Origin of the sequence: Brevibacterium sanguinis, from assembly GCF_039528855.1 — a bacterium.
Lineage (GTDB): Bacteria > Actinomycetota > Actinomycetes > Actinomycetales > Brevibacteriaceae > Brevibacterium > Brevibacterium sanguinis.
Window position 1 is genome coordinate 322395 of the sequence record NZ_BAAAMB010000005.1, and the last position, 21652, is coordinate 344046.

Genomic DNA, 21652 nt, shown 5'->3' on the forward strand with positions numbered 1-21652 from the left:
GCCACCGGCGACGACAAGACGAACCTCGTCCTCTCCCTCCTTGCGAAGACGGAGTTCGGGGTGCCCCGCACGGTCTCGCGGGTCAACAATCCGAAGAACGAATGGCTCTTCGACGACAACTGGGGCGTCGACGTCGCGGTGTCGACGCCGCGGCTGATGACCGCGCTCGTCGAGGAGGCCGTCGAGGTCGGCGGTCTCGTCCACCTCATGAGCTTCGAACGCGGTCAGGCCGGGCTCATGGAGTTCACCGTCAACGAGTCCTCGGACCTCGTGGCGTCCCGGATCGGGAACATCGCGTTCCCCGTCGACACCGTGCTCGTCGCGATCATCCGCAACGCCCGCGCCTTCGCGCCGAGCGCCGATGACGTCATCGAGGGCGGGGACGAGCTCTTCTTCCTCTCCTCCCCCGATCAGGAGGGGGCGCTGCTCAGCCTGCTCCAGGCCGCGGCCAAGGCCGACAGCGCGGACTGAGCGCTCTCACGCGGTGGAAACCGAGCGCTTACGACCAGTGCGCGCTCACTCGCGGTGGCGCAGATCGCTCACTCGTGCTCGTCCTTGGGGGCGACGAGTTCGTAGACGGGGTTGTGGGCGGCGAGCACACCGTCGCGGTCGCAGAACCGGCCTTCGAGGACGAGAAGCGCGCCGGGTCTGATGCCGCTGATCTCGCGGCGGCCGAGGAACTGCGCCTCGACGTCGCCGGTGCCGTCGGAGACGGTGATCGTCAGGCGCGGGTTGTCAGCGTTCGTCGACCGCGTCACGGCGCTGACGACCCCGGCGATGCGGACCATCGCCCGCGGGGCGACGTCGCCGATGCTCACGACGCCGGGAATCCGGCTGGCCATCCGCAGGTCCTCGCGGGCGTCGTCGTCGCGGGAGCCGAGGCTCTGCGTGAGCCGGCTGAGAAGATCGAGCATGGCGATCAGCGGACCTCGGTGATCTCGGGTCCGCGGGCGAACGGGTTGATGTCCTCGGTCTCGTCCTCGGGCTCGGGAGCCGCATCGACCTCGGGGGCGGTGAGGGCGATGAGCTCGCGAGGAGCCATCGCCTCGTCGCCGCGGTCGACGACGACACCGCGCACGAGCGCACTGAGCTCTGCGCGCACCTCGGCGTCGGTGACGGCCTTGCCGGAGAACACGGCGCGGACGAACCAGCGCGGACCGTCGACGCCGGCGAACCGCATCGCGCGCTTGCCGGGACGTCCGTCTTCGGTCTTCGCGGGCACCTCGACGGCGAGCTCGCGGCCGAGCCCGGTGTGGAGCTCGGTGCACTCCCCGCCCTGGGATTCGACGGATTCGGTGAGCTGCCGGCGCACCGTGTTCCACAGCCCCTCGGATCGCGGGGTGGCGAACGCCTGGAGCTGGACTCCCCCACCGTCGTGGATGAGGGTCACGGCGAGCACGCGCTGCGAGTCGTCGTCGGTGTCGAGGCGGATCTGCATGCCGTCGACGACGGGCACCTTGAGCGCACCGAGGTCGAGGCGGTTGAGCTCGGGGTAGTCCTCGGCCGCGTCGAAAGGGCCCTTCTCCGCCCGGTCGAGCGGTGCGGACTTCTCCAGGACCGCTTCGTCGTCGAGGTCCTCGGTCTCCGCCTCGGTCTCGGCGACCGCCTCGGCGTCGTCATCGCTGTCATGATCGTCAGCGACGTCCTCGTCAACGAGTTCGTCGTCGACGATCTCCTCGTCGGTGCTGCGGTCGGTCGCGGACTCCTCGTCCGCGGCCGCTGACTTCTTCGAAAAACGTGAGAACAGTCCCATTGTCCTTCACTCCACTTCTGCGTTGAGACCGGAGACGACTCCGCCGGTGGAGCCGAATCCGCCGGTGCCGCGGTCGCTGTCGTCGAGGGTGTCGACGACGGTGAACGCGGCCTGTCGGATCTCCTGAATGATGAGCTGGGCGATCCGGTCACCGCGGGTGATGCGCAGCGGCACGGTCGGGTCGAGGTTGATGAGCGGCACCTTGATCTCGCCGCGGTATCCGGAGTCGATCGTCCCCGGGGCGTTGACGACGGTGACGCCGTGCCTGCTCGAGAGTCCCGAGCGGGGGTGGACGAAACCGGCGTGGCCGGGCGGGAGGGCGATCGCGATCCCGGTGGGCACGGTGCGCCGTTCGAACGGTTCGAGGGTGAAGTCGATCGCCGAGCACAGGTCCGCGCCGGCGTCGGACGCGTGGGCGTAGCTCGGCGGGGCCATTCCGTCGTCGACGAGGGTGATTTCGATGCGCAAGCCTTCTGTCACAAGGTTGCACTCTAGTGCCCAAGCCTGAGCGCTTCAAACATGCGCGCTGTGGGAGAATGGAGGACATGGCTCAGACTCATACCGATTCGCAGGTGACCTACCGGGAGAAGGTCAGCCCCTCGCCCGCCATGTGGGTGCTCATCGCGGTCGCCGCCGTCTCGACGGCGGCCATGGTCCTCCCCGTCTGGACGCTCGGCGCCTTCATCCTGCCCGTCGTCACCTTCGCCCTGCTCGCATGGTGGCTGCGCTCGCTGGGGATCACGATCATCGTCACCGGCCGCCAGCTCTTCGTCGGCGACGCCCACATCGATCGGGCATTCCTCGGCGGCGTCGAGGCCCTCGGCATCGAGGCGGCCCGCGAGGCCCGCGGCACCGGGCTCGACGCCCGCGCCTTCCTCGTGCTCCGCCCCTGGGTGAAGACCGCAGTGCGCATCGACATCGACGATGCCTCCGACCCCACCCCGTACTGGCTCGTCTCGAGCCGGCACCCCGAGGAGCTCGCCGCCGCCCTGCGCGCCTGAGCACGACCCCGCCCGACGCCGGCCGCAGCGCCCGACTCCGGGCCCAGCGCCAGACGCCGAGCAACGAAAAACGCGCCCTCGAAGGGGCGCGTTCGTCTTGGTGGGGATGTCGCGACGCTCAGCCTGCGCAGTCCGTGCAGATGAGGATTCCGCCCTCATCGCTCGCCAGCTGCGAACGGTGACGGACGAGGAAGCACTCCATGCAGGTGAATTCGTCGTTCTGCTTCGGAAGCACGCGCACCGAGAGCTCTTCGTTCGACAGGTCGGCGCCGGGAAGTTCGAACCCTTCGGCCGCTGCCGTCTCGTCCTCGTCGATCTTGCTGGCCTGCGCCTGCGAGCGCTGCGCCTTGAGCTGCTCGATCGAGTCGCTCTTGATTTCGTCGTCGTGCTTGCGAGGTGCGTCGTAGTCGGTTGCCATATGGCCTCATCGCTCTCTGTCGGGTGTGCTGAAAAGGAGTTTCAGCCCCTGTCGCCTATCGTGTCCCCAGCATTGTGCACTGCCCAGTACCCTTTGGCAAGAGCAGATGGTACCCTGTCACGGTGATTCTCGTCACGATGACGAAGGACACACATACGACTCTCGAAAAGCTCTGCGAGAATGCAGGAGACGATGCTGAGCGAGCATGCCGGCCTCGGAGAGAAACGACCACACGTCGGCGATGACTCGACCTCATCCCCGGCGGCCTATTGTCGGAAGGACGGATGCACGATGAGTGAATTCGCAGATCAGCTCGATAACAGAATCGACGATGTCCGTCATCGCTTACACGACGCCAGGGATGCCGGCGACGACTTCCTCGTCGAGAGCCTCATCGACGACCTCGAGAACCTCCTCGAACTCGCCGACCGCAACGACGTCGACACCGGCCCGATCGCCGAGGTCATCAAGGCCGAGACCGGCGCCATCCCGGTCATCCCCGAACCCAGAGAATCCTGACCCGAGCAGCCTCGCCTCAAGCACACAGACCTCAGACACACGGACGCGGCCCCTCCCGAATCGCTTCGGGAGGGGCCGCGTCCGTGTGTGCAGGGCTGCTGCGCCGGGCTTACACCGAGGGCCAGTTCGGCAGGGTCGGGCGCTCGACCCGGCCCCGGCAGCAGTCGATGCTGCACGCCCCGCTGCCGGGGGTCAGCGCGCGTGTGCCGGGGATCGCCGGCGTCTCCGGGGTCTGCCCGGACAGCTGTGCGAGGCGCTCCTCGACGAGGTCGACGAGGCCTGCGACGAACGTCGGGTGCGTGCCGACGGTGGCCACCCGGGTGAACGCGAGGCCGAGCTCCTCCGCCGTCTCCTTCGCCTCGGTGTCGAGGTCGAAGGCAACCTCCATGTGGTCGGAGATGAAGCCGATCGGGGCGAGGACGACACCGGTGACGCCCTCGGCGGCGAGCTCTTCCATGCGGTCGTTGACGTCGGGTTCGAGCCACGGCACGTGCGGTGCACCCGAGCGGGAGCAGTAGACGAGCTCCGCGGGCAGCCGGTCCGCCTCGGTGAGGCCGCCGAGGAGGAACTCCATGAGCTCCTCATGCTGGGCCTGGTAGCCCACGGTCGCCACCGCCGAGGCCTCCTGCATGACGTCGGGGATCGAATGCGTGACGAAGAGGATCCGGTGACGGGCCGGGTCGAGGGCGCCGACCTGGGCCCGGAAGTCGTCGAGCCCCTCGCGCAGCAGCGTCGCGCACGCCTCGGCGTAGCCGGGATGGTTGAAGAACTGGCGGACCTTGTCGAAGCTCACCTCGATGCCCTCGTCGGCGAGTCCTGCGACCGTGCCGGCGAAGTCCTCACGGTACTGCCGGCACGAGGAGTAGGAGGAGTACGCCGAGGTGTCGATCGCGAGGAAGCGGGAGCGTCCGGCCGCCGCCTCGGTGCGGGCGACATCGGTGAGGTAGGGCTCCCAGTTGCGGTTGCCCCACACGAGCGGGAGGTCGAGGCCGCGCCGCTCGAGCTCGGCGCGCAGGGCCGCCAGCAGCGCCTTGTTCTGGTCGTTGATCGGGGACTTGCCGCCGAATCCGTAGTAGTGCTCCCCGACCTCCTCGAGGCGCTCGTCGGGGATGCCGCGCCCCGCAGTGACGTTCTTGAGGAACGGAACGACCTCCTCGGGCGATTCCGGTCCGCCGAAGGACATGAGGACAAGGGTGTCAATGGGGGCTGTCGTATTCACGTCAGAGATTTTACAGCGTGTAGAGATCGCTCGCCCGTTGTCCGCACCCTGAGCACGTTCGACTCACTTTCGCCGCCCACCGCTGCCCGCGCGTGCCCCGGCCTGCCGAATTCGCGACTCGCGAGCAAATCTGCGGGGCTGAGCGGTGCGGTCGTGACACGATTCTTCATGAGAAGCGATAAAGGAGCGAAATGCGTGAACTCATCTTGCACGGGGTCGATGCCGACGGCACTCATCTGCTCCTCGGCGATGACTCCGGGGCACAGTATCGACTGAAGCTCGACGAGTCCCTCTATGCGGCTGTGCGCAAGGACAGGGCCGTCGTGCGCTCCGACTCCCCCATCCGCCCGCGCGACATCCAGGCGATGATCCGCGGCGGGATGAGCGCCGAGGAGGTCATCGCGGCCACCGGCGCCGACCCCGACCAGGTGCGCACGTACGAGCGCCCGGCCCTGGCCGAACGCGCCCACATGGCGCACACCGCGAGCCGGCACCCCATCTATTCCGATCACGACCCCAACGGCGACCCGACCCCGCTCGTCGAACTCAGCCAGACCCGTCTGGCGATGCGCGACGTCGACATCGAGACGATGGACTGGGACGCGTGGAAGCAGCAGGACGGCAACTGGTACATCGAACTCAGCTTCATCGCCGCCGACCGCAAGCGCACCGCCGGGTGGAACTACTACCGCGGGTCGCTCACGGCCCTCGACGATGAGGCGAAGTGGCTCGCGGACTCCGGTCCCACGGACACCGGTCCGATCCCCGGCTACAGCTCGAGCCGTCGCACCACCGAGGAGATCGACACCCCTGACCCGCAGGCTTCGGCGCCGGAGCGGCCGGCCGAGCAGCCCGCGACGCTCGGCGATCACCAGGCCGAGACCGGGCGGATCCTCGAGAACCTCCGTCGTCGCCGTCGCGACGACGACGAACCCCGCGGTCGCCTCCGCGCCGTCACCGAGGACCCCGAGACCCACCCGCAGGGCGCGCACACCGCGCCCGGGCGTCCCGCCGATGCCACCGACGATGAGGTGTTCGCATTCGAGGACAGGATCGCCGAGGCGGCGAGCCGTCACAGCGCGGCGAAGGCCGGCGATCGCGGGCCCGCGCAGGCGGAGGCCTCATCCGATGCCGCTGACGAACCGCAGGAGCCGACTCAGGAGGTCGGCACGTTCGACGACGACAACCAGCTCTCCCTGCTCAACGAGCCCGGGGTGAGCGACGGGGTCGAGACGTCGAAGGACACCGAATCGAAGGCGAAGAAGAAGAGCAGCCGCGCCTCGGTCCCGAGCTGGGACGAGATCATGTTCGGATCGAAGCGGGACTGACGTCCGTTCCCAACCGCAGCACGCGGTCGCCTCCGTCGATGAGGCTCTCATCGTGGGTGACCATGATGACCGTGTGATCGGGGAGGTTGGCCCGCAGATCCGCGACGAGGCGGTGGGCCGTGGCCGCATCGAGGTGCGCGGTGGGTTCGTCGAGGACGATGACCTCGGCCCCGCTGAGCAGGGTGCGCGCGACGGCGAGGCGCTGTCTCTCCCCTCCTGAGATCTCCGTCCCGTGGTCCCCGACCCACCGGTCGAGGCCCTCGGGGCTCGCCCAGTGACCGAGTCCGGCGGCGGTGAGCGCGGCGAACATCTCCTCCTCGTCCGGCACATCCCGGCGCGCCAGGGCGAGGTTGCCGCGCACCGTCGACCGGAACACGTGCGCCTCCTGCGGGCACCACGCGATCCGACCGGCGAGCTCGTCGGGGTCGAGCGCGAGAACGTCGACGCGCTGCCCGTTCCGCTCCTGTGCGTCATAGCGCCCGCGCCACGGGGTGAGGAACCGCAGGAGGACGCTCACCGTCGTCGTCTTCCCGCTGCCGCTCTCCCCGCACACGACCGTCCACCTGTCCGCATCCGCAGCGAGGTCGAGGTCGTCGAGCACGGGCACGCCGTCCCAGCCGACGGTGACATCGGCGAGTTCGAGAGCGGTGAGCGCCGAGGCGGCCGCCGGGTCGTCGTCGGCCTCATCGTCGTCGTGGCGGGAGTCCGCGGTGACGGGCGGCAGGCGGTCGAGGGCGATCCCGAGGGCGGGCATCTGCCGCCACGCGGTGAGCGCCGAGGCCAGTGGGTCGACGAGACCGAAGGTGCTGAGGACGACGACGGCGAGGATCTCCGTGGGCGCCGGGGAGATGAGGGCGATGACGATCGCGGCGAGCACCGTCGTCACCTCGACCCACAGCTGTGCGGCGCCGAAGTTCCGCGCCGAGGCGCGCTGCGCGGCCTCGAGGTCGTCTTCGGCCGCGGTGAGCCGGCCGAGGACGGCGGCGTTCGCGCCGTTGGCGCTGAGGTCGGTCTTCGCCCCGAGCGCACGGGCGAGGAGGGAGAGGATCCGTGCCTGTCCTGCGCGGATCCGCCGCGCCCACGGCGCCTCGGCACGGACGAAGACGAGCGGGACGACGACGAGGTTGACGAGCGCGAGCGCGACGAGGACGGGCACCGACCCCGGATCGAGGATCGCGGTGGCGATGATGACGGCGACGATGACGAGGGCGGAGACGACTGGCGGGAAGAGGGTGCGCGGCACGAGGTCGCGGACCTCGTCGGCGTCGGCGACCATCGTCGTCAGCGCCGTGTCCGAGGTGAGCATCGTGCGGTCGCTCATGCCCGCGCGCTCGAAATGCGACCACAGCACCGAGCGCAGGCGCCCGAGCGCGGAGAAGATCGCCGAATGGAGGTTGAGTCGGCTGACGTAGAGGAAGATCGAGCGGCTGAGACCGAAGAAGCGCACCCCGACGATCGCGACGAGCAGCGTCATGATCGGCGGCCCGTACGAGGCCTCGACGATGAGCCACCCGGAGAGTGCGGTGAGCGAGATCGCCGCGAGGCTCGAGGCGCATGCGGTGAGGAGGGCGATGAGCATCGTCCACCGCATGAGCGGCAGCGCGGTGCGCAGCGTCGCCGCGCGCCGGCGCAGACTCCCGGGTGCGGGCACGTCGCCGGAGCCGCGTTCGGGAGACACGACCGCGGTGTCTCCGGAGCGGTCACCGACTGTTGGGGCACCAGCTGACACCGCGGCACCAGCTGAGGCCGGGGCCAGGTTCGGGGCCGCCACGGTCGCCGTCGTTCCCGCGGTCGTCGTGCCCGCGGTGTCATGCGAGTCGTCCGTCGCGGTGTCCGCAGTGCCCTCCTCGACCGGTGCGGTGGAGGCGGAGACCGGGGCCGCGGTGACGCGCGGGGTGATCGTGTCGGTCGCGAGCGCGAGCACCCGCGGGTCATGGCTGGCGAGGACGATGCGGGTCGCGGCGGCCGCCTCGGCGAGCATCGCGATGATCAACTCCGCATTGTCGTCGTCGAGGTGGGCCGTCGGCTCATCGAGGATGAGGAGGTCGGTGTCCCTGCCGCGCACCCGCACGAGGGCGAGACGGCGCAGCTGCCCGGGGCTGAGCGCGCCGGTGGGCAGGTCGAGGGTGGGCGGAAGGCCCGCGGTGAGCAGCGCGGCCTCGGCTGCGCCACCGGTGAGTCCGAAGGTCGCGAGCTCCTCGCCCAGGGTCGCCCCGAAGGTCCGCGGGGTCTGCGGCACGAGCGCGGCGCGGGCGGGTGCCAGCGTCGTCGTCGCCCCGGCCGCGAGGCTGCCCGAGAGCGCCGCGAGGATCGTCGACTTCCCCGCTCCGGAGGGGCCGAGGACCGCGGTGATGCCCGGGGTCGTCGGGATGGAGCCGTCCCAGGCGACGGTGGTTCCGTCGGCGTAGGTCACGGCGTGGTCCGCGTGCGCAGCCGCCGAGGCGGGACCGGCTTCCTCGTCGTCACCTGCGGCGAGGAGGGCCTGGGCCCGATCGTAGGACTCACGGCCGTTCTCACTGGCGTGGAACCCGGCGCCGAGGGCGCGCAGCGGCATGAAGCACTCGGGAGCGAGCAGCAGCGCGAGCAGTCCGTCGCTCAGGTCCATCGTGCCGTAGACGAGGCGGACGCCGATGACGACGGCGACGAGCGCCACGGAGATCGTCGCGATGAGTTCGAGGGCGAGGCTCGAGAGGAACGCGATGCGCAGCGTCGCGAGATTCGCCTGGTGGTAGTCGGTGCTCAGCCTGCGCAGGGTGCGGGCGTGCTCCCGGGACCGGCCGAGCCCGATGAGGACCGGCAGACCCTCGGCGAGTTCGGCGAGGTGGTCGGACATCCGCTCGAGCGCACGGGTGCTCTCTGCCGTCGTCTCCTCGGTGTAGCGGCCGATGAGGACCATGAACAGCGGCACGAGCGGCAGGCACGCGATGATGATGACCGCCGAGAGGAGGTCGGCGAAGAGGATCCGCACGAGGAGCACCGCGGGCACGACCGCGGCCTGGGTGAGTGCGGGCACGACCGTCGTGAAGTAGTCGTCGAGGTCATCGACCCCGCGCGTCACCGTCACCGCGGCCTTGGCCCGGGGCATCCCCCGCCTGCCCAGCAGCGTGGAGAGGATGCGGGCGCGCAGTCCGCGCTTCGCCTCGGCGGCCAGCCCGGTGCCGAGGCTGTGGTCGGCCCACAGGCTCGCCCCGCGCAGTCCGGCGCCGAGGAGCCCGAGGACGATCCACAGCGGGAGCGATCCGAGGTCGAGGATCGTGCGCACGAGCGCCTCGGCGATGAAGACGATGCCGACGGCCCGCGCTGCCGCGCTCGTCACGGAGAGGACGAGGCCCCTCCTGCCGGCGGGCAGCGACAGGAGGATCCCCAGTGGCGAGCTCACGAGCGGATCGCCGCCGGCACCTTGTGGGCGTCGGGGATGTGCGACTCGGTGAGGCGGTTGAGGTACTGCCGGTAGCTGAAGATCTGGTAGCCGAGCACGATCGGGAAGAAGATCGCGGTGACGACGAGCATGACGCCGAGCGTGTAGTCCGACGACGATGCGGTGGCGATCGTCAGCGAGAACGCCGGGTCGAGCGTCGAGGGCAGGACGTTCGGGAACACGCCGGCGAAGACCGCGCCCATCCCGGCGAGGAGGAAGACGCCGTGGAGGAAGAACGCCTTCTTCTCCGCCCCGGCCCGCAGCGCGACGAACGAGGCGATGAGCGCGATGAGGGCGATCGCGACCGGCACGATCAGCCATGCGCTGTGGCGGATCGAGAGGGCGAACCAGATGAGGAAGGGAATCGCGAACGGCAGGGTCGTCGCCAGTGCCCAGCGGCGGGCCTTGGCCCGCAGCTCGCCTTCGGTCTTGAGGCAGAGGAACATCAGACCGTGGACGAAGCTGAAGCCGACACCGCCGAGTCCGCCGAGGAGGGCGGGCCAGCCGAGCCACGCGAAGGGACCGCCGACCATGTCGCCGTTCTCGTTGAGCGGCAGACCCGTCGTCGTGATGACGAGGAGGGCGCCGATGAGGAACGCGACGACGGTCGAGCCGATGGCCATCGCCCAGGTCCAGAACGTCAGCCAGCGCTGCGTGTGGCCCTTGCCGCGGTACTCGATGGCCACGGCGCGGAAGATCAGCCCGAGCAGGCACAGGGTGAGCGGGATGTAGAGGGCGCTGAACAGGGAGGCGTACCAGTGCGGGAACGCCGCGAACATCGCGCCGGCCGCCGTGATCAGCCACACCTCGTTGCCGTCCCAGACGGGTCCGATCGAGTTGAGCAGGACGCGCTTGCCGCGCTCGTCCTTCGTGAAGATCGGCATGAGCATGCCGACTCCGAGGTCGAACCCGTCGAGGAACAGGTAGCCGATCCACAGGACGGCGATGAGGACGAACCAGATCGTTGCCAGGATTTCCATCTGTCTTCTCCTCCTCAGTACGCGAACGACAGAACGTCGTCGTCGTTGCCGGTGATCGTGGGCTTCTTGTTGGACTCGGCGAGTTCGGGCATCGCCGAGGCGACCCCTCCTCTGGTGTATTTGATGATGAGTTTGAGTTCGACGACCATCAGCCCGCCGTAGACGAGGGTGAGGCTGATGAGGGAGAACAGCAGCATCGCCGGGGTCAGCTGCGGTGAGAGCGCGGCCTGGGTGAACATGTAGACGCCGTCGAGCTGTGCCGGGTTGGGGGCGACGACGAAGGGCTGGCGACCCATCTCGGTGAAGATCCACCCGGCCGAGTTCGCGATGAACGGTGCGGTGATCGCCAGAAGCGCACCGCGCATCATCCAGGGCGAGGCCGGCACCGTGCCCTTGCGCGTCAGCCACAGGGCCAGCGCGCAGACTCCGACCGCGACGAAGCCGAAGCCGATCATCGCGCGGAAGCCCCAGTAGGTGACGATCATGATGGGCTGGTAGTTGATCGGCTCACCGGCGTGCTCGCCGTAGCGCGGGTCGTCGGGCAGGTTCGTCCCGTACCGCTCCTGGTACTCCGGCAGCAGGGTGTTGACGCCGTGGACCGGGGTGGTGAAGTCGCCGTTGGCGAGGAACGAGAGCAGGCCGGGGACCTCGAGCACGGACTGGACGTCGGAGCAGTTGTTCGACTGCAGGTCGCCGACGGTGAGCACGGAGAACTCCGTGCCGTCGTGGCAGGCGCCCTCGGCCGAGGCCATCTTCATCGGCTGCTGCTCGAACATCAGCTTCGCCTGGATGTCACCGGTGATCGAGACGCCGGCGAAGGCGATGATGCCGGAGATCGCGCCGATGCGCAGGCACTTGATCCACACGCGGTAGTCGATCGCGTCGCGACCGGGCACATCGGGGGCGCTGCCGACGATGACCTTGCCGTCCTTGCCGACGGTGTCGATGCCGTCCTTGCGGCGCCGGTAGAGGTGGTACCACGAGATGCCGACGAGGAAGCTGCCGCCGACGGCGACAGCGCCGAAGAGCGTGTGGGTGTAGGCGGCGATGGCCGTGTTGTTGCCGAGCACCGCCCAGACGTCGGTCATCACCGGTCGGCCGTCGACGAGTTCGACGCCGACGGGGTGCTGCATCCACGAGTTCGCGACGATGATGAAGAACGCGGAGATCCACGAGCCGATGACGGCACACCACAGCACGGTGAGGTGGACGGGCCGGCTGAGCCTGCCCCAGCCGAAGATCCACAGACCGAGGAACGTCGATTCGAGGAAGAACGCGATGAGCGCCTCCATCGCCAGCGGTGCGCCGAAGACGTCGCCGACGAAGCGGGAGTACTCGCTCCATGCCATGCCGAACTGGAACTCCTGGACGAGACCGGTGGCCACGCCCATGATGAAGTTGATGAGGTAGAGCTTGCCGAAGAACTTCGTGGCCCGCAGGTAGACCTCGTTGTCGGTGCGGTGGTACATCGTCTGGAGGATCGCGACGAGCATGCCGAGCCCGAGCGTGAGGGGAACCATCCAGAAGTGATAGACGGTGGTGATGCCGAACTGCCAGCGTCCGATGAGCACCGGATCCAGTTCCATGGGCTTCTCCGTTCTAGTCGTCGAGGGGAAACTTTCTACAACACGTAGAATTCTACGCCTGGTAGAACTCTGAAAGCCACTGTCTCACATTCCAGCCCGGACCATCCCGGCATCCGTGTCCGCGCTGGTCAGCACCCGCAGACCGGAGATCAGGCGAGACTGACGCAGAGGCGCGTCTCACATGGAATTCGACACCATGTAGAGGTAGAATGGAGGCTCCAGCCGGACCAGCGCCGCAGGCGGCGCGGTCACTACCGAGGACAAGGACATCGTGGGAACTCTGGGCGAACTCGAACGCAGCGTCATGGACGCCATCTGGGCGCACGACGACGGCCTCAGCGCCGCTGAGCTGCGTGACGCCCTCGCCGACCGCGACCTCGCCCTCACCACGGTTCACACCGTGCTCACGCGTCTGGAGAAGAAGGGCTTCGTCACCCGCGATCGGAGCATCCGCCCCCATCGCTACCTCGCAGTCTCGACCCGTGAGGACCACGTCGCCGAGCTGATGACCGAGGTGCTCTCGCAGGCCCCGGATCGTCAGGCCGTCCTCGCCCGCTTCCTCGGCACCGTGTCGGAAGCCGACGAGAAGACCCTGCGCAGCCTTCTGGGGCGCAACCACTCGACGCGCTCCTGACGGCGGGCCGAGTACCACCATGAGCATCGTCGGGTGTCTCCTGGGAGTGTTGGCGTTCCTCCTCGCCTGGCCGGTTCCCGCACTGCTGCGCCGCTTCCGCAGCGACCCGATCTCCGAAGTCATCCTCTGGCAGGCCGTCGGACTCTCTGGTGGACTCTCGCTCATCGGCGCTGCCTTGGCCTTCGCCGTCGACCCCGGGGCACCGAATCTTCCCATCGGACTGTGGGATCTCATCCGCGGCGAATCGCACGCACGGCTGTCCGTCCTCGCGTGGGTCTTCCTCGTCATCGCGCTGGTGCTCATCGGGCGCCTCCTCGGCTGCCTCGCGCTGACGTTCTATTCAGCGCGGAGAACTCGACTTCGCCATGCCGAGATCTTACACCTGCTCAGCGAGCCGTCGCAGAATTATCCCGACACCCGCATCATCTCCTCGAACGAGCCCGTCGCCTACTGTCTGCCCGAGGGGCCGCGCAAGGGCACGGCGGTGCTGTCGACAGGCCTCCTTGAGGTTCTCAGCGAGGCCGAGCGCACCGCGGTCATCGCGCATGAGAAGGCCCATCTCGACTTCCGCCACGACATCCTCGTCATCCCGTTCGCGGCGTGGCATCGGGCGCTGCCGTTCTTCTCGGCCACCGCGATCGGGCTCAACTCCGTCAATCGCCTCATCGAGTTCATGGCCGACGACCAGGCTCGTCAGACCGTCGACCCGGCGGTGCTCGCGCGCGCCGTCGCTGCCGCCGCGGCGATCAGTCCCGAGCATCGGGAGGGTCTGAGCGCCGAGCGCATCGCACGCCTGTCCCAGGCGCGCCATCCCGCGCGCACGATGGTGCGCCTGTGCGCCTGCCTCGTCGCCGCGGGCCTCCTCCTCATCCCGACGGTGCTCCTCTTCGTGCCCGTCGCTCCCCTGCACTGATCCGCGGGAGCTGCGCTGAGCACCGCGCCCGGCACCGCTTCCCGCCGGGCACCGCGTCGCGCGCGGTCACAGCACTGCTGTCCCCCGTGCCGAGGTGGCCCCGGCGCGGGTTGGTCCTCAGCTGTCGATGCGCTCGGCGTCGAGCACGGCGGCGCCGGAGACGATGAACTCCTTGCGCGGGCCCACCGAGGAGCCCATGAGGAGTTCGAAGGTCCGCTCCGCCGCCTCGGCGTCGGCCATCGTCACCCGCCGCAGGGTGCGGTCGGCGGGATCCATCGTCGTCTCCGCGAGCTGATCGGCGTCCATCTCCCCGAGGCCCTTGTAGCGCTGGATCGGCTCCTTGTACGTCTTCTTCGACTTGTCGAGCTTCTTCAGCAGCGCGTGGAGTTCGGCCTCGGAGTACGTGTAGACGATCTCGTTCGGGGTGCCGCGCTTCGTCACGACCTCGACGCGGTGGAGCGGCGGCACGGCGGCGAAGACCCGGCCCTCCTCGACGAGCGGCTTCATGTAGCGGAAGAAGAGCGTGAGCAGCAGCGTGCGGATGTGCGCGCCGTCGACGTCGGCGTCGGTCATGATGATGACCTTGCCGTAGCGGGCCGCCTCGAGGTCGAAGCTGCGGCCGGAGCCGGCCCCGATGACCTGGATGAGGGCGGCGCATTCGACGTTGGCGAGCATGTCGGCCAGCGAGGCCTTCTGGACGTTGAGGATCTTGCCGCGGATCGGGAAGAGCGCCTGGTGGTCGGAGTTGCGCGCCGACTTCGCCGTGCCCATCGCCGAATCGCCCTCGACGATGAAGAGCTCGGTGTTCGCGACGCCGCTGTCACGGCAGTCGTAGAGCTTCGCCGGCAGCGAGGAGGCCTCGAGCGCGGTCTTGCGGCGCTGGTTCTCCTTGTGGGTGCGCGCCGAGATCCGCGACTTCAGCTCCGCGACGACCTTCTCCATGAGGACCGCGGCCTGCTGCTTCTCCGCGCGCTTCGTCGACGAGAGGATGCCGCCGAGCTGGGCTTCGACGGTCTTCGCGACGATCTGGCGGACCGCGGCGGTGCCGAGGACCTCCTTCGTCTGCCCCTCGAACTGCGGTTCGGCGAGCTGGACGGTGACGACGGCGGTGAGACCGGCGAGCACATCGTCCTTCTCGAGGCGGTCCTTGCCGAGCTTGAGCTTGCGGGAGTTCGCCTCCACGGCCTTGCGCATCGCCTTGAGCGTCGCCTGTTCGAAACCGGCGAGGTGGGTGCCGCCGTGCGGGGTGGCGACGACGTTGACGAAGCTCTTGATCTTCGTGTCGTAGCCGGTGCCCCAGCGCAGGGCGACATCGACGCCGACCTCGCGTTCGACCTCCTTCGACACGAGATGTCCCGAGGAGTCGAGGACGGGCACGGTCTCCTTGAACGATCCCGTGCTCTGCATCCGCCATGTGTCGGTGATCGGCGGATCGATCGAGAGGTGGTCGACGAACTCGGTGATGCCGCCGTCGAAGCGGAAGTCCTCGACGCGTTCGGCGATGACGGCGCCGGTCTCGTCACGGGCGACGCCGCGGCGGTCGACGATGGTGAGTTCGAGGCCGGGGACGAGGAACGCCGTCTGGCGGGCGCGTTCGACGAGGTGCTGGTAGTCGAACTGGGCGCTGCCGAGGAAGATCTGCGGGTCGGCCCAGTAGTGGACCTTCGTGCCGGTGACTCCCCGCTTGGCCTTGCCGACGATCTCGAGGCCGGTGGCCTCGTGGAACTCCTCGAACGGGTTGTCCGGGCTCGGCGCCTTCCCCTTGTCGTCGAAGCGACCGGGCACCCCGCGCCGGAACGACATCTTGTGGATCTTCGAGCCGCGGGTGACCTCGACGTCGAGGCGTGAGGACAGCGCGTTGACGACGGAGGCGCCGACCCCGTGGAGTCCGCCGGAGGCGGCATACGACGAGCCGCCGAACTTGCCGCCGGCGTGGAGCTTCGTCATGACGACCTCGACACCGGTCAGACCGGTCTTCGGTTCGATGTCGACGGGGATGCCGCGACCGTGGTCGGTCACGGCCACGGAGCCGTCGGCCTCGAGTTCGATGAGGATCGAGGAGCCGAACCCGCCGAGCGCCTCGTCGACGGCGTTGTCGATGATCTCCCACAGACAGTGCATGAGCCCGCGCGAGTCGGTCGTTCCGATGTACATGCCCGGACGCTTGCGCACCGCCTCGAGCCCTGAGAGCACGGACAGATGCCGTGCGCCGTAGCTTTCCTCTTCCACACTCTTCCTCTCGTTCGATTGAATTCTAATCGCCGTGGTCCCCCGTGCCCGGGTGCGGGGTCGCCGTGTCGGGCAGGTTTGCTGGAACAATGGCCCCATGACCCGCCCACGTCTCCCTTTGCGCGCCGCAGCCCTGCCCGCAGCCGCCGTGCTCGGCGCCGTGCTGCTCGGCGCCTGCGCCGCCCCCGACCCCGCGCCGAGCCAGCGGTCGACGACGGTCGCCGCCGAGCCGCTGCCGCCGGGGTCGTCCGGAAGTGCACCGCCCACCTCGGCGCGGGTCGTCGATGAGGACCTCACGGGAACGACGATCGCCATCGACCCCGGTCACAACGGCGGCAACGCGAAGGATCCCGCCGCGATCGCGAGCCCTGTGCCCGACGGACGGGGCGGGGAGAAGGCGTGCAACACGACGGGCACCGCGACCGACTCCGACTACTCCGAAGCGGAGTTCGCGTGGGAGGTCAGCGGACTGCTCACCGCTGATCTCGAGGCCGCCGGCGCCGAGGTGGTCCTCAGTCGCGACGACAACGACGGAGTCGGGCCGTGCGTCGACGAGCGCGGCACGTTCGCCGCCGACGCCGATGCGCTGGTGAGCATCCACGCCAACGGCAGCGAGTCGACGTCGGCGAAGGGCTTCCACGTCATCGTCGCCGACCCCGGGACGACACCGGAGCTCGAGACCGCGTCGACGGAGCTCGCCGAGGCGATCAGCGCGGCGCTGGCCGGGCCGTTCACCCCGAACCCCGCGTACGGGAAGGAGGCGATCAGCCCACGACCGGATCTGGCGGGACTCAACAACGCCTCGGTGCCGGCCGTCATCGTCGAATGCGGGGAGATGCGCAATCCCGAGGAGGCGAAGGCGATGGAATCCGCGGACGGTCGGAAGGAGTACGCCGAGGCGATCGCCCGCGGGGTCGCCGACTGGCTGGGCTGAGCCCTCCCGCACGGATCGCAGCGCAGACGACAGCGACGCCGGGTCCGCGGTCGGATGACCACGGGCCCGGCGTCGTCGGTGAGGCGTCTCAGTCGAGGTAGTCGCGCAGCACCTGCGAGCGCGAGGGGTGGCGCAGCTTCGCCATCGTCTTCGACTCGATCTGGCGGATCCGCTCACGGGTGACGCCGTAGACCTTGCCGATCTCGTCGAGGGTCTTCGGCTGTCCGTCGTTGAGCCCGAAGCGCATCGAGACGACACCGGCTTCGCGCTCGGACAGGGTGTCGAGCACCGAGTGCAGCTGCTCCTGGAGCAGGGTGAAGCTCACCGAGTCCGAGGGCACGACCGCTTCGGAGTCCTCGATGAGGTCGCCGAACTCGGAGTCTCCGTCCTCGCCGAGCGGGGTGTGCAGGGAGATCGGCTCACGGCCGTACTTCTGCACCTCGACGACGCGTTCGGGCGTCATGTCGAGTTCCTTCGCGAGCTCTTCGGGGCTCGGCTCCCGGCCGAGGTCCTGGAGCATCTGGCGCTGGACGCGGGCGAGCTTGTTGATGACCTCGACCATGTGGACGGGGATGCGGATCGTGCGCGCCTGGTCGGCCATGGCGCGGGTGATGGCCTGACGGATCCACCACGTCGCGTAGGTCGAGAACTTGAAGCCCTTCGTGTAGTCGAACTTCTCGACGGCACGGATGAGGCCGAGGTTGCCCTCCTGGATGAGATCGAGGAAGAGCATGCCGCGACCCGTGTAGCGCTTGGCGAGCGAGACGACGAGGCGGAGGTTCGCCTCGAGGAGGTGGTTCTTCGCGATCCGCCCGTCGTGGATGATCCACTTGTAGTCCATCGTCAGCCGCGGGTCGGTCACCTCGCCCTCGTCGAGGAGGTGCTCGGCGTACATGCCGGCTTCGATGCGCTTGGCGAGGTCGACCTCCTCGGCGGCGTTGAGGAGCGCCACCTTGCCGATCTGCTTGAGGTAGTCCTTGACCGGGTCGGCCGTGGCACCGGCGGAGACGACCTGCTGCGCGGGTGCGTCGTCCTCGTCGGCGTCGGAGACGATGAAGCCGCCGGCCTCGGTGACCGCGGCGTTCTTCTCCTTCTCCTCGGAGTTCTTCGTCTCGGTCGCCTCGGAGGGGCTGAGCTCGGTGGCGAGCGCGTCCGCGGTCGGTTCGACGTCCTCGGTCGAGTCGACGTCGGAGTCGGACTTCTTCTTCGTGCTCGCCGGCGCGTCGTCGGCTTCGGCGGACTTCTTCGTCGTCTTCTTCGCAGCGGTCTTCTTCGCCGCCGTGGTCGTCTTCGCGGCTGCGGTGGTCTTCTTCGCCGTCGTCTTCTTCGCGGGAGTCTTCTTCTCGGTGGTCTCCGAGGTTTCCTGGGTCTCCGCGGCCTCGGCCGTCTCTGCCGCCTTGCTCTTCGCCGCGGTGGTCCTCTTCGCCGTCGTCTTCTTCGCGGCAGTCGTCTTCTTCGCCGCGGTCGTCTTGGCACGCGAGGTCGACGACGTCTTCGTCTTCGTTCCCTTCGCCGCTGTGGTCGTCGATCCACCCGACGAAGTGGCCTCCGACTCCTCAGTCACTGTTTTCCTGTCGACTGTCGGCACGTGTTCACCTTTCGCGAGCGCTGATACTTCCCAGTTGCACCAGGACATTACTAAGACCCTTGTCAAGGGGGCGCAAGGGTCGTGTGCCCAAGGGCGAGCGCACAGCTCTCCCAATATGCAATGACAGGGTCAACGCACAAGTCTGGCACGTTATTCCCCGCTTGGCGAATCGGCGGGAAGCCGCGTCCACGCACCGAAACGCCCTGTCCGGACACGGTCAACGCCGGCACCGTTGCAGAGATTCCCGCCGTCCCCCGCCCACCTCGGCGGCCCTCCCCGGACGTCCTCTTGCCTCCCCCGCCCCGCGCACCTCGGCGCATGAAAAACTACCCCCAGCCGCACAAGCACCGTTCCACTCGCCGAGAGGCACCCGCAGCTGCACTCCCTACGCCTGCACGGGTAGGAAGTGACGCTCAGGGTAGTGATCGAGCCAGCGCCCACCTCGGCGCGCATGAACAACTCGCAGCCACCTCGGCGCATGAAAAACTACCGGCAGTCGCACACACACCGTTCCGCTCGCCGAGAGGCACCCGCAGCTGCACTCCCCACGCCTGCACGGGTAGGACGAGAAGCTGCGGGTAGCGGTCGACCCAGCACCCACCTCGGCGCGCATGAACAACTCGCAGCCACCTCGGCGTCGTAAAAACTACCCGCAGTCGCACAAGCACCGTTCCGCTCACCGAGAGGCACCCGCAGCTGCACTCCCTACGCCGGCACGGGTAGGACGAGACGCTGCGGGTAGTGGTCGACCCAGCACCCACCTCGGCGCGCACACACCACCTGGACGCGACCAGGGACTCAGAACGGCGCCCGCGTCATCAGCCACCGTGGCAGGTAGCCGTGGCCGACGGCGGAGACGAGGAGCTCGGCGAGCGAATTGCGCTCATCGACGGCGAGCGCGGCGAGTCCGTACTGCTCGGCCATCGTCGAGCCGCCCAGCGACCATTCGAACCAGGCGATGACCGCGTACGCCGTCGACAGAGTCCGCGGGCTGCTCCACGGCACATAGCTTCTGAGGAAGGCGATCGCGAGCAGGACGTCGTACGGCGTGGGCGCGCGGTCGGAGAGTCCGATCATCTGATCGGCCGCGGCCCGCGACTTCCCCGCCCGGCGCGCCCACTGCACGAGCTCACCGGATTGAGCCCGGCACACCCGACGCGGCAGGAAATCGGGATGGTCGAAGCCGAGGATCATCTCGAGTGCGTCACGCGACCACTTCTCGGCAAGGATCCGGTCGAGGGCGCGGACCACCCGCGGTGTCATCAGCGCGGTGAGCTCCTCGCGATCGAAGGCCTCCGTGCGTCCGCGCTGGGCGAGGAGACCAGGGTAGACCTCGCCGAGGATGTCGAACGCCTGCGTCATCGTCGTCGGTTCGCTCGGCTCATCGGTGAAGAACGCCGCTCTCTTAGCCGCGTCGGCCGGCAGGACGATGAGGTCGCTCGGACCCTCCGCGGGCGCCGACCCCGTCGAGACGAGTTCAGTGGCGCACGCCGAGGACTGCGCTGCGGCGAGATCGGTGCCGGGATCATCGCGGTCGTCGATACGGCCGAAGCGCCCGTCGGAGACCCACCACGCGCTCAGGGTGTCGATGCCGGCGCGGCCGAGGGCGCGAGCCATCTCGTCGGTGGCGGCCCGGATGAGGCTGCGGCGCATCTCCGAATACTCGGCATCGCCGCGGGTGACGAGGTCGTCGGGGCCGACGAAGACGTACTCCTCGTCGGGCGCGTACTCGTCGTCGTAGAGGACGAGGAACACCCCCGAGGGCCGGCAGGCGCGGCACACGAGCTCGCACAGCCACTCCCCTCCCTCCGCCGCTGTCGCCGCCGCCCGCTCGAGGTCGAAGTCGACGCGCAGGGTCGTCGCGCACGACTGCGCCCCGTGTCCGTCGGTGACGACGAGGATCGCGACGAGACTGTGCGCGGGCGTGTAGCCCAGGGTGTGGGGAACGATTCCGATGATGTCCTCTGCGGTCTTCGCTGGCGTGTCCATGCCGCCAGTCGACTCCACCTCGGCCCCCGCGCGCCAGACCTCGCGCAGCCCCTGTGGACGGGACCAATCCGTCCACAGGACGATGGCGCGCAAGTCACGTGCGCTCTCCCCACGCATCCGCGCACGAATTGCCCTGAGATGAGAACTGACATAGAAGTGAGTGGTGGCGAAGAGACGGATATTCACAGCACCCAGCGCGCAAGTCGTCGAGATCTCGACGGGCACCGCCCGGCTGGAGAAGGTCGCCGGAGAACCCGACAGCTATGTGCTCCATGTCAACGACGTGCCCTCGTCGTCGATCACCCTGAGCGATCCCGCCCGCCTCGACTTCGAATACCTCGACTGGATGGCGCGGATCATCGAGGCGACTCTGCCGGCCGGCACCGTGCGCGCCATCCACATCGGCGCCGCCGGCTGTGCGCTGGCGAGGGCGCTCGACGCCCGCCGGCCCGGATCGCGGCAGACGGCCATCGACATCGACCCGCTGCTCATCGACTACGTGCGCACGTGGTTCGACCTCCCGCGCTCTCCGGCCCTGGCGCTGCGTGCCGGGGACGGCGCCGAGGAGATCGCCGGCTTCCGCGACGACACCGCCGACGCCATCGTCCGGGATGCCTTCTCCCACGACTCCGTGCCCACCGCACTCCAGACGGCCGAGTTCTACGCCGAGTGCGCCCGCGTGCTCAAACCCGGCGGGCTCTTCCTCGCCAATGTCCCCGATTCCGGCGACCACCGGGTGCTGCGCGACGAGCTCGACGCCGCCGCCTCGGCGTTCCCGCACCTCGCCGCGGCCTCGGAGTCCGGTGTGCTCAAGGGACGCCGGCGCGGCAACGTCGTCGTCGCCGCCTCGGCGCGGCCGCTGCCCGACGCCGCCCTCGATCGGGTTCTGCGCACGGCACCGACGATGGCTGCCTGGCTGACCGGGGAGACGCTTGCGGCCCGGCTCGGCCGCTGACCGCACCTCGACGGACCGAGACCCTGCCAGACCGGCGACCTGACTGACCGACGACCCGACAGACCGATCTCCCGGAGAGTCGGACACCGTGGTGGGCCCCGCCCGTGGCGTGTCGGAGCGTGTCGGCTGGTGACGCGCGCGACCGGTTCGATCGGCACCGTCCGTGTGACGGGCCCGACTACTCCCGT

Annotated in this window: 19 protein-coding genes; 8 read left to right on the forward strand and 11 right to left on the reverse strand. The window is 68.9% G+C overall.

Going from position 1 to position 21652, the window contains the following annotated elements:
* A partial coding sequence (locus tag ABD154_RS06305; protein WP_344250638.1) for a potassium channel family protein occupies positions 1 to 471 on the forward strand: 471 nt, incomplete at its 5' end.
* A 68-nt stretch (positions 472 to 539) separates the two neighbouring features.
* On the opposite strand, the gene ABD154_RS06310 is transcribed toward ABD154_RS06305, so the two are convergent.
* The 3 genes from ABD154_RS06310 to dut are packed head-to-tail and all read right to left on the reverse strand — an operon-like array spanning position 540 to position 2233.
* Positions 540 to 914: an OB-fold nucleic acid binding domain-containing protein gene (locus ABD154_RS06310; protein ID WP_198498977.1), complete on the reverse strand. Its 375-nt coding sequence runs from the start codon at positions 912 to 914 to the stop codon at positions 540 to 542.
* 5 nt (positions 915 to 919) lie between these two features.
* A complete protein-coding gene (locus ABD154_RS06315; protein ID WP_198498978.1) occupies positions 920 to 1753 on the reverse strand; it encodes a DUF3710 domain-containing protein in 834 nt (277 codons plus the stop codon).
* A gap of 6 nt (positions 1754 to 1759) precedes the next feature.
* Positions 1760 to 2233 (reverse strand): dUTP diphosphatase, encoded by a 474-nt coding sequence (gene dut, locus ABD154_RS06320; RefSeq protein WP_137825761.1) that lies wholly within the window; start codon positions 2231 to 2233, stop codon positions 1760 to 1762.
* A gap of 65 nt (positions 2234 to 2298) precedes the next feature.
* On the opposite strand from dut, the gene ABD154_RS06325 reads away from it, so the two are divergent.
* Positions 2299 to 2754, forward strand: a complete 456-nt coding sequence (locus tag ABD154_RS06325) for a DUF3093 domain-containing protein (RefSeq protein ID WP_198498979.1) — start codon at positions 2299 to 2301, stop codon at positions 2752 to 2754.
* Between the two features lie 118 nt (positions 2755 to 2872).
* Here ABD154_RS06325 and ABD154_RS06330 read toward each other — a convergent pair whose 3' ends face one another.
* Complete coding sequence (locus ABD154_RS06330; protein ID WP_009376994.1) at positions 2873 to 3172, reverse strand: DUF4193 domain-containing protein; 300 nt, start codon at positions 3170 to 3172, stop codon at positions 2873 to 2875.
* Between the two features lie 291 nt (positions 3173 to 3463).
* Between ABD154_RS06330 and ABD154_RS06335 the strand changes: the two genes are divergently transcribed.
* Positions 3464 to 3691 (forward strand): hypothetical protein, encoded by a 228-nt coding sequence (locus ABD154_RS06335; protein ID WP_137825759.1) that lies wholly within the window; start codon positions 3464 to 3466, stop codon positions 3689 to 3691.
* Between the two features lie 109 nt (positions 3692 to 3800).
* Here ABD154_RS06335 and ABD154_RS06340 read toward each other — a convergent pair whose 3' ends face one another.
* Positions 3801 to 4910, reverse strand: coding sequence for a ferrochelatase (locus ABD154_RS06340; RefSeq protein WP_198498980.1), 1110 nt, complete (start codon positions 4908 to 4910; stop codon positions 3801 to 3803).
* A 191-nt stretch (positions 4911 to 5101) separates the two neighbouring features.
* On the opposite strand from ABD154_RS06340, the gene sepH reads away from it, so the two are divergent.
* Positions 5102 to 6238, forward strand: a complete 1137-nt coding sequence (gene sepH / locus ABD154_RS06345) for a septation protein SepH (protein ID WP_198498981.1) — start codon at positions 5102 to 5104, stop codon at positions 6236 to 6238.
* Here sepH and cydC read toward each other — a convergent pair.
* The 3 genes from cydC to ABD154_RS06360 are packed head-to-tail and all read right to left on the reverse strand — an operon-like array spanning position 6213 to position 12222.
* Positions 6213 to 9617 carry a thiol reductant ABC exporter subunit CydC gene (gene cydC / locus ABD154_RS06350; protein WP_198498982.1) on the reverse strand — a complete coding sequence of 1135 codons (3405 nt, stop codon included), beginning with the start codon at positions 9615 to 9617 and terminating at the stop codon, positions 6213 to 6215. The two genes, sepH and cydC, sit on opposite strands and share 26 nt — an antisense overlap.
* Positions 9614 to 10636, reverse strand: coding sequence for a cytochrome d ubiquinol oxidase subunit II (gene cydB, locus ABD154_RS06355; protein ID WP_198498983.1), 1023 nt, complete (start codon positions 10634 to 10636; stop codon positions 9614 to 9616). Before cydB ends, cydC begins: the two co-directional genes overlap by 4 nt.
* A gap of 14 nt (positions 10637 to 10650) precedes the next feature.
* The gene (locus tag ABD154_RS06360; RefSeq protein ID WP_376872212.1) at positions 10651 to 12222 is read right to left on the reverse strand and encodes a cytochrome ubiquinol oxidase subunit I; all 1572 of its coding nucleotides are present in this window, start codon (positions 12220 to 12222) and stop codon (positions 10651 to 10653) included.
* A 271-nt stretch (positions 12223 to 12493) separates the two neighbouring features.
* Here ABD154_RS06360 and ABD154_RS06365 point away from each other — a divergent pair, with 271 nt between their 5' ends.
* Positions 12494 to 12856, forward strand: coding sequence for a BlaI/MecI/CopY family transcriptional regulator (locus tag ABD154_RS06365; protein WP_198498984.1), 363 nt, complete (start codon positions 12494 to 12496; stop codon positions 12854 to 12856).
* Between the two features lie 19 nt (positions 12857 to 12875).
* A complete protein-coding gene (locus ABD154_RS06370; protein ID WP_198498985.1) occupies positions 12876 to 13769 on the forward strand; it encodes a M56 family metallopeptidase in 894 nt (297 codons plus the stop codon).
* A gap of 117 nt (positions 13770 to 13886) precedes the next feature.
* Here the strand turns inward: ABD154_RS06370 and ABD154_RS06375 are convergent, their stop codons facing one another.
* Positions 13887 to 15998: a DNA gyrase/topoisomerase IV subunit B gene (locus ABD154_RS06375; RefSeq protein WP_198498986.1), complete on the reverse strand. Its 2112-nt coding sequence runs from the start codon at positions 15996 to 15998 to the stop codon at positions 13887 to 13889.
* Positions 15999 to 16095: 97 nt separating this feature from the next.
* On the opposite strand from ABD154_RS06375, the gene ABD154_RS06380 reads away from it, so the two are divergent.
* Positions 16096 to 16932 (forward strand): N-acetylmuramoyl-L-alanine amidase family protein, encoded by an 837-nt coding sequence (locus tag ABD154_RS06380; RefSeq protein WP_198498987.1) that lies wholly within the window; start codon positions 16096 to 16098, stop codon positions 16930 to 16932.
* Between the two features lie 88 nt (positions 16933 to 17020).
* Here ABD154_RS06380 and ABD154_RS06385 read toward each other — a convergent pair whose 3' ends face one another.
* Both ABD154_RS06385 and ABD154_RS06390 read right to left on the reverse strand, forming a co-directional pair.
* Entirely contained in the window at positions 17021 to 18568 is a 1548-nt protein-coding gene (locus ABD154_RS06385) for an RNA polymerase sigma factor (RefSeq protein WP_344250651.1), read from the reverse strand.
* A 750-nt stretch (positions 18569 to 19318) separates the two neighbouring features.
* The gene (locus ABD154_RS06390) at positions 19319 to 20509 is read right to left on the reverse strand and encodes a DUF4192 family protein (protein ID WP_198498989.1); all 1191 of its coding nucleotides are present in this window, start codon (positions 20507 to 20509) and stop codon (positions 19319 to 19321) included.
* 163 nt (positions 20510 to 20672) lie between these two features.
* Here ABD154_RS06390 and ABD154_RS06395 point away from each other — a divergent pair, with 163 nt between their 5' ends.
* The gene (locus tag ABD154_RS06395) at positions 20673 to 21464 is read left to right on the forward strand and encodes a spermidine synthase (RefSeq protein WP_198498990.1); all 792 of its coding nucleotides are present in this window, start codon (positions 20673 to 20675) and stop codon (positions 21462 to 21464) included.
* Positions 21465 to 21652 lie beyond the last annotated feature (188 nt).